This window comes from Mesorhizobium sp. M1163 (assembly GCF_040318415.1).
Classification (GTDB): domain Bacteria; phylum Pseudomonadota; class Alphaproteobacteria; order Rhizobiales; family Rhizobiaceae; genus Mesorhizobium.
Genome location: NZ_JAMYMF010000016.1, coordinates 100862 through 114155 on the forward strand (window position 1 = coordinate 100862; position 13294 = coordinate 114155).

The 13294-nt window shown below is 63.2% G+C and carries 12 protein-coding genes and 1 pseudogene; 11 read left to right on the forward strand and 2 right to left on the reverse strand.

Annotated features, from left to right (window positions below; genetic code table 11):
* The first annotated feature begins 68 nt into the window (after positions 1–68).
* Positions 69–836, forward strand: a complete 768-nt coding sequence (locus NKH43_RS17040; RefSeq protein WP_352481507.1) for a class II aldolase and adducin N-terminal domain-containing protein — start codon at positions 69–71, stop codon at positions 834–836.
* A gap of 15 nt (positions 837–851) precedes the next feature.
* Here the strand turns inward: NKH43_RS17040 and NKH43_RS17045 are convergent, their stop codons facing one another.
* Positions 852–1484 carry an HAD family hydrolase gene (locus NKH43_RS17045; RefSeq protein WP_352859126.1) on the reverse strand — a complete coding sequence of 211 codons (633 nt, stop codon included), beginning with the start codon at positions 1482–1484 and terminating at the stop codon, positions 852–854.
* A gap of 354 nt (positions 1485–1838) precedes the next feature.
* On the opposite strand from NKH43_RS17045, the gene NKH43_RS17050 reads away from it, so the two are divergent.
* Positions 1839–2798: a sugar-binding transcriptional regulator gene (locus NKH43_RS17050; RefSeq protein ID WP_352716338.1), complete on the forward strand. Its 960-nt coding sequence runs from the start codon at positions 1839–1841 to the stop codon at positions 2796–2798.
* Positions 2799–2873: 75 nt separating this feature from the next.
* On the opposite strand, the gene NKH43_RS17055 is transcribed toward NKH43_RS17050, so the two are convergent.
* Positions 2874–3059 (reverse strand): hypothetical protein, encoded by a 186-nt coding sequence (locus NKH43_RS17055; protein ID WP_292662415.1) that lies wholly within the window; start codon positions 3057–3059, stop codon positions 2874–2876.
* Between the two features lie 110 nt (positions 3060–3169).
* On the opposite strand from NKH43_RS17055, the gene gcvA reads away from it, so the two are divergent.
* From gcvA to NKH43_RS17100, 9 genes and pseudogenes are all read left to right on the forward strand, one after another.
* The gene (gene gcvA, locus NKH43_RS17060) at positions 3170–4081 is read left to right on the forward strand and encodes a transcriptional regulator GcvA (protein WP_352859128.1); all 912 of its coding nucleotides are present in this window, start codon (positions 3170–3172) and stop codon (positions 4079–4081) included.
* 222 nt (positions 4082–4303) lie between these two features.
* A complete protein-coding gene (locus tag NKH43_RS17065) occupies positions 4304–5614 on the forward strand; it encodes an ABC transporter substrate-binding protein (protein WP_023722530.1) in 1311 nt (436 codons plus the stop codon).
* Positions 5615–5727: 113 nt separating this feature from the next.
* Complete coding sequence (locus NKH43_RS17070; RefSeq protein ID WP_031195183.1) at positions 5728–6600, forward strand: carbohydrate ABC transporter permease; 873 nt, start codon at positions 5728–5730, stop codon at positions 6598–6600.
* A 208-nt stretch (positions 6601–6808) separates the two neighbouring features.
* Positions 6809–7633, forward strand: a complete 825-nt coding sequence (locus NKH43_RS17075; RefSeq protein ID WP_031195181.1) for a carbohydrate ABC transporter permease — start codon at positions 6809–6811, stop codon at positions 7631–7633.
* Between the two features lie 50 nt (positions 7634–7683).
* Positions 7684–8688 (forward strand): ABC transporter ATP-binding protein, encoded by a 1005-nt coding sequence (locus NKH43_RS17080; protein ID WP_352859130.1) that lies wholly within the window; start codon positions 7684–7686, stop codon positions 8686–8688.
* Positions 8685–9455: an L-iditol 2-dehydrogenase gene (locus tag NKH43_RS17085; RefSeq protein WP_352859132.1), complete on the forward strand. Its 771-nt coding sequence runs from the start codon at positions 8685–8687 to the stop codon at positions 9453–9455. Before NKH43_RS17080 ends, NKH43_RS17085 begins: the two co-directional genes overlap by 4 nt.
* A gap of 72 nt (positions 9456–9527) precedes the next feature.
* Complete coding sequence (locus NKH43_RS17090) at positions 9528–11006, forward strand: mannitol dehydrogenase family protein (protein WP_352484351.1); 1479 nt, start codon at positions 9528–9530, stop codon at positions 11004–11006.
* A gap of 15 nt (positions 11007–11021) precedes the next feature.
* Positions 11022–11705, forward strand: coding sequence for an HAD family hydrolase (locus NKH43_RS17095; RefSeq protein ID WP_352484350.1), 684 nt, complete (start codon positions 11022–11024; stop codon positions 11703–11705).
* Positions 11702–13287, forward strand: a pseudogene (locus NKH43_RS17100) (FGGY-family carbohydrate kinase). Before NKH43_RS17095 ends, NKH43_RS17100 begins: the two are co-directional and overlap by 4 nt.
* Positions 13288–13294: the final 7 nt, after the last annotated feature.

A 13294-nucleotide genomic window follows, 5' to 3' on the forward strand; every position in this document is an offset into this window, starting at 1 on the left:
CACCAAACGAAACCGGTTGCGCGTCTTCCCGCCGCGCGGCATCCTCGCCTCTTTCACGGAGGTCTACGATGAGCATCACGCGCCTGCAGAAGGAAGTGCTGACCAACCTGCCGTTCTATGAAGAACGTGTCGATCTCGCTTGCGCCTTCCGCTGGACGGCGCGGCTCAACATGCACGAGGCGGTGGCCAATCATTTCTCGCTGGCGGTCAACGACGATGGCTCGCAATTCCTGATGAATCCCAATCAGGTGCATTTCTCGCGCATCAAAGCGAGCGACCTGCTGCTGATCGACGCCAACGATCCCGACACGCTCTCCGGCCCGAATGCACCTGACCCGACGGCATGGGGCCTGCATGGCGCCATCCATCGCAATGTGCGTCATGCACGCTGCGTCATGCATGTCCACTCGATCCACGCCACGGTGCTTGCCTCGCTCGCCGACTCGACGTTGCCGCCGGTCGACCAGAACTCAGCGATCTTCTTCAACCGCCATGTCGTCGACGGGCATTACGGCGGGCTGGCCTTCGAGGAAGAAGGCGAGCGCTGCTCGCAGCTTCTTGTCGACCCGAAGGTCAAGGTCATGGTGATGGGCAACCATGGCGTGCTGGTCATCGGCGACAGCGTCGCCGACACCTTCAACCGCATGTTCTATTTCGAGCGCGCCGCCGAAACCTACATCAAGGCGCTGTGGACCGGCCGGCCGCTGCGGGTATTGTCGGACGAGATCGCCGAGAAAGCGGCAAGGGAACAGGAAGATTATCCCGGTCAGGCCGAGCGCCACCTTTCCGAACTGAAGGCGATCCTCGACGAGCAGGAGCCTGCCTACCGGAACTGAGCGCCCGTTAAAGCTTTAAAGTCCCAGATGGGCCCGCAATTCCTCGGCCCTGTTGATGACAATCGCCCCCGGCGGCCCTTCCATCGGCGCCTCCGGCCAGAAGACCGTCTTCATTCCCGCCGCCAGCCCCGCCGTGGCGCCGGTCATGCTGTCGTCGACCGCTACGGCCTCGGCGGGATCGACGCCGGCCAGCCAGGCGGCGCGCAGGAATGGCTCGGGATGCGGCTTGCCTTCGCGCACGTCGTTGCGGCTGATGGTCTTCATGCCGGGGTAGAAAAGGCCGACCGCGCGCAGATTGGCGTCGACGATCAGCCGGTCGGAATTGGACACCACCGCCTGCTCCACGCCAAGCTTGCGCAGCTCGTTGAAAATCTCGATCGCGCCGCTGCGTGGCCTCAGCGTTTGCGCCATCGGCAGATAGTGATCGTATTTGCGCACGATCCAGTCGTCGAAAGGCAGGTCGAGGCCGAACTCGTCGCGCAGCATCTCGTAGACCGGCCATGCGGCGATGCCGAGCACGCGCTCATGCAGGTCGGTTGGCGGGGCGATGCCAACGCTGTGCAGCGCCGCAATCAGCGCCGCCTCGTGCAGCGGTTCGCTGTCGACCAGCGTGCCGTCCATATCCCAGAAAACCGCTTTCGGCGTCATGCAAGGCTCCATTCTCCAAAATCCCTTAAAGCGTTTAGCTCCGGAGATAAACCGCCGCGTACCCGCTAATGCATGTCGCACAAAAGTATGCCGCGGTTTTGCGATATCGACATACATAAAAAAGAAGCGCGTCGCATGAGGCCGATCGAACACGTCGCGCTTTGGAACCGAGATTGGTGCGACCTCGACAGCCTTGCTGTTGCGACGAGACTAGGTCGACCCCGTCATTTCGTTCGAAGCACCAAGTCCGGACCTTAAGCAATTGCTCGTACAATAGGCAATTGCGCACAACCCCATTCCCTGCGAAACTATGGTGCTCCGCCTCTTATGCTCGGCGGGCTGGGAGGCAGGACCTTGAATTCGCGGCAGGATAGCGGCGGCAACAGGCTGGACGACGCGGCGCGCGCCGGCTGGCTCTATTACGTTGCCGGCAACACCCAGGACCAGATCGCCGCCACGCTTGGCATCTCCCGGCAGACGGCGCAGCGGCTGGTGTCGCTCGCGGTCTCCGAAGGGTTGATCAAGGTGCGCGTCGACCATCCGATCGCCAATTGCCTCGACCTTGCGGCACGGCTGAAATCGCGCTTTGCGCTTGATCTGGTCGAGGTGGTGCCGAGCGACCCGTCTTCGTCCTCCACCGTCATCGGCGTCGCCGAGGCGGCGGCGGCCGAGATCGAGCGGCGGCTGCGGTCGCCGACGCCGATCGTCATGGCGATCGGCACCGGCCGCACACTGAAGGCGGCGATCGAGCAGCTGCCGCCGATGGAATGCCCGCAGCACAAGGTGGTGTCGCTGACCGGCAACATCTCGCCGGACGGCTCGGCCGCCTTCTACAACGTGATCTTCACCATGGCCGACAGGGTCAAGGCGCGCTCGTTTCCGATGCCTTTGCCGGTCATCGCCTCCTCGCCCGAGGAGCGCGAGATGCTGCTCAGCCAGCCGATGATCCAGCCGACGCTGGCGCTTGCGGCCGAGGCCGACGTCACCTTTGTCGGCATCGGCGATCTCGGCCCGAAGGCGCCGCTTTACGAGGACGGCTTCATTTCGGAGGGTGAATTGAAGGCGCTGCAGAAGGCCGGCGGCGTCGCCGAGATCGTCGGCTGGGTGTTCGATCGCGACGGCCGCATGATCGACGGTATCACCAACGACCGGGTCTCGTCGGCGCCGCTGCCGTCGCGCGAAAAGTCGCTGGTGATCGCGCTCGCCATGGGCGACCGCAAGCTGCCGGGCATCTTCGCCGCCGTCAACCGGCGGCTGGTCAACGGCCTCATCACCGATGAGCGGACCGCCGCCGCCCTGCTGGCGGGCGCATGATCTCCGAGCCGCTGGCGGTCGGAAACGATCATGTGAAGTCGAAACGCATCTGAACACCCGATAAAAAGAGCGACACTACTGGCGACGTCCGCAAGGATCATTGCCGTCGAGGAAGCCCATGTCGCGCTGCAGATGCGGCGGCAGTTCCCGGACGTCGAGATAGGCCCGTTTCCGCGCCGCGTGCCTTGCCAATCCCCGCGCCAGCCGTGAAAACCAGCCGTGGGCTGGAGCAAGAAGCAGCTTTTCCTGTATTGTGGTCATGATCGTCAGCCTTCGCTATCTCTAGGCGTAATTGATCTTCAACAGGGAATATCGGTAGGACCGGCCGGTGCCGCCAATCAAACGTCGATCACTGCCCATAAGGAGGGCTTATGCCGGAGCTCAATTCACGACAGCTGGTTTCGCAGCTTCCTCCGCTTCAGGCGATCCGGGTGTTCGAGGCGGTGGCGCGGCATCTCTCGTTCACCAAGGCCGCCCAGGAGCTTGGCATGACGCAGGCGGCGGCAAGCTATCAGATCAAGCTTTTGGAGGAGCGCATCGGCGCGCCCTTGTTCCTGCGCCAGCCAAAACAGATCGTGCTGACCGAACCTGGCCAACGCCTGGCGCCCGCGGTCAGCGAAGCGTTCGCGCTGTTGAGCGGCGCCTATGCCGCCGCGCGCACCGGCGCCGACGGCGTGCTTTGCGTTTCGACGCTGCTGACCTTTGCCTCCAATTGGCTGGCGCAGCATCTCGGCTCGTTCCAGGTCGCGCATCCGTCGCTGGCGGTGCGCGTCGATACTTCGAACAGGGTTGTCGACTTTGCCAGAGAGGATATCGACATCGCCATCCGCTCCGGCGGCGGCAACTGGCCGGGCGTCGAGACCCATATGCTTTTCAGGGCCGATTTCACGCCGGTTCTCAGCCCAAAACTCGCGGCCAGCATCGGCGGCGTCAACGAACCGGCCGACCTGCTGCGGCTGCCGATCCTCGACCCGGGCGACATCTGGTGGCGGGACTGGTTTGCCGCCGCCGGCCTGCCGGTCGCGGAATTGGCCAAACGCACCGGCACCAGCATGGGCGCGCAAGCCTACGAGGCCAATGCCGCGATTGCTGGCCATGGCGTGGCGATCGTCACCAAGGCGCTGTTCAAGACCGAACTTGCCGACGGCCGCCTGATCCAGCCCTTCGATCTGGTTGGTGACGACGGCCATGCCTATTGGCTGGTCTATCCGACGGCGCGGCGCAACGTGCCGAAGATCCGCGCCTTTCGTGATTGGATCCTGAGCGAGATCGCTTGCCAATAGGCCGAATCCAGGCCACCCGGACAGCAAAGCTCCGGCTTTTGGCGGCGCGATGGGCCCGATCCAACCCTTCTCCACATATACCGCGAGTGTCCCAGGCTTGCCGCTGCACGAGACCAGCGTGCTGCGCTGCAGCAACGAATCCGGCTTGACATAATTCACGGTAAGTGAGTAATTGCTCACAGCCAAGGCAAATGCTCATCTTGGTTCATGGGAGGAATTTTGATGAAACTTCGCACGTTCACCCTAGGCCTGTTGTCGGCCAGCGCGCTTGCTTTCGCCGCGCATGCCGAATCCATCACCATCGCCACGGTCAACAATGGCGACATGGTCCGCATGCAGAAGCTGACCGACGACTTCACCGCCAAGAATCCCGACGTCCAGCTGCAGTGGGTCACGCTCGAGGAAAACGTCCTGCGCGAGCGCGTCACCACCGACATCGCCACCAAGGGCGGCCAGTACGACGTGATGACCATCGGCACCTATGAGGTGCCGATCTGGGCCAAGCAGAGTTGGCTCCTGCCGCTCGACAAGCTCGGCGACGACTATGACGTCAAGGACATCATCCCGGCTATTGCCGGCGGCCTGTCGGTCGACGGCAAGCTCTACGCCGCGCCTTTCTACGGCGAAAGCTCCTTCGTCATGTACCGCAAGGACCTGATGGAGAAGGCCGGGCTCAAGATGCCCGACGCGCCGACCTGGGACTTCATCAAGCAGGCTGCCGACAAAATGACCGACCGCGCCAACGGCGTGAACGGCGTCTGCCTGCGCGGCAAGGCCGGCTGGGGCGAGAACATGGCCTTCCTGACCGCCATGTCGAACTCGTTCGGCGCGCGCTGGTTCGACGAGAACTGGAAGCCGCAATTCGACCAGCCCGAGTGGAAGAACACACTGCAATTCTATGTTGACCTAATGAAGGCCGACGGCCCCGAGGGCGCTTCGTCCAACGGCTTCAACGAAAACCTGGCGCTATTCCAGCAGGGCAAATGCGGCATGTGGATCGATGCCACCGTCGCCGCTTCCTTCGTTTCCGACCCGAAGAACTCCACCGTCGCCGACAAGGTCGGCTATGCGCTGGCACCGGACAATGGCCTCGGCAAGCGCGGCAATTGGCTCTGGGCCTGGTCGCTGGCCATCCCCGCCGGCACCCAGAAGGCCGACGCCGCTCAAAAGTTCGTATCCTGGGCAACCAGCAAGCACTATGCCGAGCTCGTCGCCTCGAAGGAAGGCTGGGCCAACGTTCCGCCGGGAACGCGCTCCTCACTCTATGCCAATCCCGAGTACCAGAAGGCGGCACCTTTCGCCAAGATGACGCTGGACTCGATCAACTCCGCCGATCCGACGCACCCAACCGTCAAGCCGGTGCCTTATGTCGGCGTACAGTTCGTCGCCATTCCTGAGTTCCAGGGCCTCGGCACCACTGTCGGCCAGCTCTTCTCGGCGGCACTTGCCGGCCAGTCGAGCGTCGACGATGCCCTGAAGCAGGCGCAGGACGCCGCCACCGCGACGATGACCGAGGGCGGTTACATCAAGTAGGCTCCTCCCGGTGCCGGTTGCCAATGGCGACCGGCAACGGCCGCCCGAATCCCAGTTCGGGCGGCCGGCTATCACACCGCTGAAAACTTGGCTGACCTCGAAGGGTGACCGTCATGGCTACTCAGCAGACCCGTTCGCTTGCCCGCTTCATGATGGCGCCATCCGTGGTGCTGCTGCTGGTTTGGATGATTGTACCGCTGGCATTCACGCTGTGGTTCTCCTTCCAACAGTACAATCCGCTCAATCCGATGCGCGACGGCTTCGTCGGGTTTTCGAACTACGCGCTGTTCTATTCCAACCCGGCATTCCTGCAGTCGATCCTCAACACGCTCACCATCGTCGTCAGCGTGCTTTTGATCACGGTGATCGGCGGTATCCTGCTGGCCCTTCTGCTCGATCAGCCGATGTGGGGACAGGGCATCGTCCGCATCCTCGTCATCTCGCCGTTCTTCGTCATGCCGCCGGTGGCGGCACTGGTCTGGAAGAACATGATCATGCATCCGCAATACGGCGTCTTCGCCGATATTGCGCGCTTCTTCGGCGGGCAGCCGATCGACTGGTTCGGGCAGCACCCGCTTTTGGCCATCATCATCATCGTCGCCTGGCAGTGGCTGCCGTTTGCAACGCTGATCCTGTTGACCGCGCTTCAGTCGCTCGACGGCGAGCAGAAGGAAGCCGCCGAAATGGACGGCGCCGGCTTCATCAGCCGCTTCATCTATTTGACGCTGCCGCATATGTCGCGCGCCATAACCGTGGTCATCCTGATCCAGACCATCTTCCTGCTGTCGGTCTATGCCGAGATCCTCGTCACCACCAATGGCGGCCCGGGTTATGCCTCCACCAACCTGCCCTTCCTCGTCTACCAGAAGGCATTGCTGGAGTTCAAAATCGGCCAGGCGTCCGCCGGCGGTATCATCGCAGTCATTCTCGCCAACATCGTCGCCTTCTTCGCCATGCGCGCCGTGGGCAAGAATTTGGACAAATAAGGGAGGATAGGATGGCACGTGCGCTGAACCACCCCCACTCCGTCCCGCTGCGCGGGACACCTCTCCCCCTGCCCGGGGGAGAGGAAACGCCTGCATCGAAGCCGCGCCCTTCCTCTACCCCGTCGATCGGGGGAGAGGTGGTTTGCGCAGCAAACCGGAGTGGCGGGTCGACCCTGCCACCAACATCGCCGATAGGGAGGACCTGACCATGGCACGTGCAGTCACCACCCAGCACAAGACGATTGCGACCGCGGCCGCCTGGATCGTCGCGCTGCTGATCTTCTTCCCGATCCTCTATACGATCATCACTTCGTTCAAATCGGAGCAGGAGGCCATCCAGGGCTTCAACCTGTTCCCGTCGGGAACCACGGAGAGCTATTCCGAGGTCCAGGCGCAGAACGGTTATTTCAAATTCTTCCTGAACTCGGTGTTCCTGTCGGTCGGCTCGACCGTCCTGGCTCTGCTCGTCGCCGTACCGGCGGCATGGTCGATGGCGTTTTCGCCAGGCAAACGCACCAAGGACATCCTGATGTGGATGCTTTCCACCAAGATGATGCCGGCCGTCGCTGTGCTGTTTCCGATCTATCTGATCTTCCGCGACACCGGACTGCTCGACAGCCGCATCGGCCTGATGGTCATGCTGATGCTGATCAACCTGCCGATCGTGGTCTGGATGCTCTACACCTATTTCCGCGAGATTCCGGGCGAGATCCTGGAAGCGGCGCGCATGGACGGCGCATCGCTCTGGAACGAGATCATCTACGTGCTGACGCCGATGGCGGTGCCGGGCATCGCCTCGACCATGCTGCTCAACATCATTCTCGCCTGGAACGAGGCGTTCTGGACGATCCGGCTGACCACCACTGAGGCAGCGCCGCTCACCGCCTTCATCAGCTCCTTCTCCAGTCCGCAGGGGCTGTTCTGGGCCAAGCTTTCGGCCGCCTCGACGCTGGCGATCGCGCCGATCCTGATCATGGGCTGGTTCAGCCAGAAGCAGCTGGTCCGCGGCCTGACGTTTGGGGCGGTAAAGTAACGGGCATCGCCTGACGCAAAACGAAAAACAGCCCTTCGGGGGAGGAAATCATGGGAAACATCACGCTCAAGAACGTCTCCAAATCCTTCGGGGCGACGTCCATCATCCCCGGCCTCGACCTGATCATCGAGAACGGCGAGTTCGTCGTCTTCGTCGGCCCGTCGGGCTGCGGCAAGTCCACGCTGTTGCGTCTGATTGCCGGCCTGGAGGACACCAGCGGCGGCACCATCATCATCGATGGCCGCGACGTCACCGGCGAGGCGCCGGCCAAGCGCAAGCTGGCCATGGTGTTCCAGTCCTATGCGCTTTACCCGCATATGACGGTGGCCAAGAACATCGCTTTCCCCCTGAAGATGGCGGGCGAGGACCAGGCGACCATCGACAAGAAGGTGAAGGACGCCGCCCGCATCTTGAACCTCACCAACTACCTAGATCGCCGCCCCGGCCAGCTCTCCGGCGGCCAGCGGCAGCGCGTCGCCATCGGCCGCGCCATCGTGCGCCAGCCTTCCGCCTTCCTGTTCGACGAGCCTTTGTCCAATCTCGACGCGGCGCTGCGCGGCACCATGCGGCTGGAGATCAGCGAGCTGCATCACCAGCTCAAGACCACCATGGTCTACGTCACCCACGACCAGATCGAGGCCATGACCATGGCCGACAAAATCGTCGTGCTCAACGCCGGCAATATCGAGCAGGTCGGCTCGCCGATGGAGCTCTACAAGACACCGAAGAACCTGTTCGTCGCCGGTTTCATCGGCTCGCCGAAGATGAACCTGATCGAAGGCGAGCCGGCCGCCAAATATGGCGCCAGGACAGTCGGCATCCGCCCGGAGCATATGAACATTTCGAAGACGTCAGGCGACTGGAAGGCGACGGTCGGCGTTGCCGAACATCTCGGCTCCGACACGTTTTTGCACGTCCAGGCGGATGGTGTCGGGCAACTGACGGTGCGCGCCGACGGCGAGCTTGCCGCCCATCACGGCGACACGATCTATCTGACACCGGACAAGACCAAGCTGCATCGTTTTGGCGCCGATGGGAAGGCGATGCTGCAATGAGGCTCGGAGGTAAATCGGCGCTGATCACCGGATCGGCGCGCGGCATCGGCAGGGCGTTTGCCGAAGCCTACATGCGGGAGGGCGCGACCGTCGCCATCGGCGACATCAATCTCGAGGCTGCCGAGAAGACGGCTTCGGAAATCGGCGGCAACGCCTACGCGGTGAAGTTGGACGTCACCGATCTCGCGTCGATAGATGCGGCTGTCAAGGCGGTCGAAACCAGAACCGGCGGCCTCGATATTTTGATCAACAACGCTGCGCTGTTCGACCTGGCGCCGATCGTCGAGATCAGCAAGGCAAGCTACGACAAATTGTTCTCGGTCAACGTCGCCGGCACACTGTTTACGCTTCAGGCTGCGGCCCGTTCGATGATCGCGCGCGGCAAGGGCGGCAAGATCATCAATATGGCAAGCCAGGCCGGGCGCCGCGGCGAGGCGCTGGTCGCCGTCTACTGCGCCACCAAGGCGGCGGTCATCTCGCTCACCCAGTCGGCAGGGCTCGACCTGATCAAGCACCGCATCAACGTCAATGCCATCGCCCCGGGTGTCGTCGACGGCGAGCACTGGGACCATGTCGATGCCTTGTTCGCCAAGTTCGAGAACCGGCCGAGGGGCGAGAAGAAGAGACTGGTCGGCGAAGCCGTGCCTTATGGCCGCATGGGCACGGCGCAAGACCTCACCGGCATGGCGGTGTTCCTGGCCAGCGATGAGGCCGAATACATCGTTGCCCAGACCTACAATGTCGATGGCGGCCAGTGGATGAGTTGAGGGGGCGAAGGCGCTCTTCTCCCCGTCTCCTCCAACGGGGGGAAGAGCCGTCCCGCTAAAGGGTAAAAGCAGATGTCCGTGAAACTCTCTTCTTCCATACTCGCCAAGCTTCCGCCCAAGATCGCCGGCCCGAAATACGATCGCGCCGCGCTCAAGGCCGGCATCGTGCATTTCGGCGTCGGCAATTTCCATCGCTCGCATCAGGCCGTCTATCTCGACGACCTCTTCAATTCGGGCGTCGGCCACGACTGGGCCATCGTTGGCGCCGGCGTCTTCGAGGGCGAGAAGGTCGGCCGCGGCAAGCTGCAGGAACAGGACTGGCTGACCACCGTGGTCGAGCAGGACAGCGGCCATATGAGCGCGCGCGTCACCGGCGTTATGATCGATTTCCTGATGCCGGGCGAAGCGACCGCAATCGTCGAGCGGCTTGCCGATCCGGCGATCAAGATCGTTTCCCTGACCATCACCGAGGGCGGCTATTTTATCGATCCGGCTTCTGGCGTGTTCAATCCGACGCATCCCGACATCGTTGCCGACGCTGAGCCGGGGGCGACGCCGAAGACCGTCTTCGGCCTCATCCTCGCTGGGCTGCTGCGCCGCCGCGCCGATGGCATCGTGCCCTTCACCATCATGTCCTGCGACAACATCCCCCACAACGGCCACGTCACTTCCGATGGCGTTATCGGCCTGGCGCGGCTGATCGACGAGGATCTGGCAAATTGGGTGAACGAAAACGTGGCCTTTCCCAATGGCATGGTCGACCGCATCACCCCGGCCACCACCGATCGCGAGCGCGGCATTCTCTCCAGCGAGTTCGGTCTCGACGACAATTGGCCGGTGTTTTGCGAGCCGTTCAAGCAATGGGTGCTGGAGGACCGTTTCACCGATGGAAGGCCGCCGCTGGAACAGGTCGGCGTGCAGTTCGTCAGCGATGTCGCGCCCTATGAGCTGATGAAGATCCGCATCCTCAATGGCGGCCATGCGACCATCGCCTATCCGGCCGGGCTGATGGACATCCATTTCGTCCATGAGGCGATGCAGGAGCCGCTGGTACGCGGCTTCCTCGACAAGCTCGAGCATGACGAAATCATCCCGACCGTGCCGCCGGTTCCGGACACCGACCTCGAAGATTACTACCAGCTCATCGAGCACCGCTTCTCCAATCCGAAGATCGGCGACACCATACGCCGGCTTTGCCTCGACGGCTCTAACCGCCAGCCGAAATTCATCATTCCGACCATCGCTGACCGGCTGAAGGCTGGCAAAAGTGTCACCGGCCTGGCGCTGGAATCTGCGCTCTGGTGTCGCTACTGCTTCGGCACCACGGATTCCGGTGCCGTCACCGAGCCCAACGACCCGAACTGGGGCCGGTTGCAGGGGACGGCCAAGGCGGCCAGGGACATGCCTGCCGCCTGGCTTGCCATGGAGGACATCTATGGCGATGTCGGCCGCTCGCCGCCGTTCGCCGAAGCCTTCGCCCATGCGCTCAAATCGCTGTGGGCGGACGGCGCGCGCGCGACACTGACGCGCTATCTCGCCGGCGACCTCTGAAGCCGATCCAGCGCGATGACGCCTGAACTGGTCATTTTCGACTGTGACGGCGTGCTGGTGGATAGCGAGATGCTGTCCGTCTCGGCATTGCTGGAGATGATCGCGCTTGCCGGCGGCAACGTCAGCGAGGACGTTGCCTACGAGCACTTCCTCGGCAAGAGCATGAAGAGCGTCCGCGAAATCCTCGCAAGCGACTTCGGGCTCGATCTCACCGACCAGCATCTGACCGAGATGCGCTCCGAACTGATGCGCAAGTTTCGCCAGGAGCTGAAACCGATGCCAGGCATGGCACAGGTCCTGCCGAAGCTCGGCGTGCCGTGCTGCGTCGCCTCCTCCGGCACGCTGGAGCGGATCCGCTATGCGCTCAAGGTTACGGGGTTGCTTGGGCTGCTGGAGCCGCATTTGTTCAGCGCTGCCATGGTGGCGCGGGGCAAACCGGCGCCCGATCTTTTTCTCCATGCGGCTGCTAAAATGGGAGCGGACCCGCGAAACTGCCTCGTCGTCGAGGACAGCCCGGCCGGCATCCAAGCGGCGCGGGTGGCAGGCATGCGCGTCCTTGCCTTCACCGGGGGCTCGCACACCGGCAACCCGGCACTGAAAGCGCGGCTTGCGTCGAGTGAGCCGGACTTTATATTCGCTGACATGCTGCAATTGCCCGATCTGATTGCAGGCCTGGGAGCGAGAGCAAGAACACCTTGACCAACAGTTTCGTTTGCGCGGTCGATGTCGGCACCGGAAGCGCCCGTGCCGGCATTCTCGACACCGGTGGCGCCTTGCTCGGCCGCGCCGAGCACCCGATCGCCATGCAACAGCCGAAAGCCGACCACGCCGAGCACGATTCGCAGGATATATGGTCGGCGGTGTGCATGGCCGTCCGCGCTGCCCGCGAAAAGGCGCGCGTGAAGGCTGAGGATATCGTCGGCATCTCCTTTGACGCCACCTGCTCGCTGGTGGTGCGAGACCGGCATGGCGGCCAGCTCAGCGTGTCGGTATCAGGCGAAAGACGCTGGGACACCATCGTATGGCTCGATCATCGCGCCATTGCCGAGGCCGACGAATGCACCGAAAGCGGCCATGCCGTGCTCGACTATATCGGCGGCGTCATGTCGCCGGAAATGGAGACGCCGAAGCTGATGTGGCTGAAGCGCAACCTGCCCGGAACATGGAACGAAGCCGGCTACCTATTCGACCCACCGACTTCCTGACCTGGAAGGCAACCGGCTCGCTCGCCCGTTCACAATGCACGCTGACCGCCAAATGGACCTATCTTGCCCATGAAGCGACCGGCTGGCGGCGCGACTTCTTCGAAGCCGTCGGGCTCGGCGACCTTTTCGAGCACGGCAATCTGCCGGAAAAGGCAAGCCCGGTCGGTGCCGATATCGGTGCGCTCAACACGCAAGCCGCGGCGGAGCTTGGCCTCACCGAAAAATGCCGGGTCGGTGCAGGCGTCATCGATGCGTATGCCGGCGCGCTTGGCGTGCTCGGAGGCTTCGCCGGCAACGCGAAGGATATCGGCCGCCATCTGGCCCTGATCGCCGGGACGTCGAGTTGCGTCATGGCGATGTCGCCCGATCCGCAGCCTTTCGCCGGTGTCTGGGGTCCTTACTACGGCGCCGCCCTTCCCGGCCTATGGCTGTCGGAAGGCGGCCAGTCGGCCACCGGCGCGCTGCTCGATCACATCATCCGCTGGCATGGCGCCGGCGGCGAGCCGGATGCCGCCATGCATGCCAGGATCGCCCACCGCGTCGCCGAGCTGCGCACCGCCGAGGGCGACAACCTCGCCGCAAAGCTGCACGTGCTGCCCGATTTCCACGGCAACCGCTCGCCGCTCGCCGACCCGCATGCCGTCGGCGTCATCAGCGGGCTGACGCTGGATTCCTCCTTCGACAGCCTGTGCAAGCTCTATTGGCGCACCGCCGTCAGCATCGCGCTTGGCGTCCGCCATGTGCTGGAAGCGCTGAACGAAAACGGCTATCTGATCGATACGCTGCACGTCACCGGCGGCCACACCAAGAACCCGCTGTTGATGGAGCTCTATGCCGACGCCACCGGATGCACGGTGGTCGAGCCGCTGGCGGACGAGGCGGTGCTGCTCGGCACCGGCATGATTGCCGCCACCGCTGCCAGGCTTTTTCCCGATTTGAACGCCGCTTGCGTCGCCATGCAGCAAGGCGGCAGGACGCGCGAGCCCAATCCGGCTGCCGCCGGCCGGTTCGATCGCGACTACCGCGTGTTTCTCGAGATGCATCGGCAAAGGCAGGCGCTGGACGCGATCCGATAGATCGGGA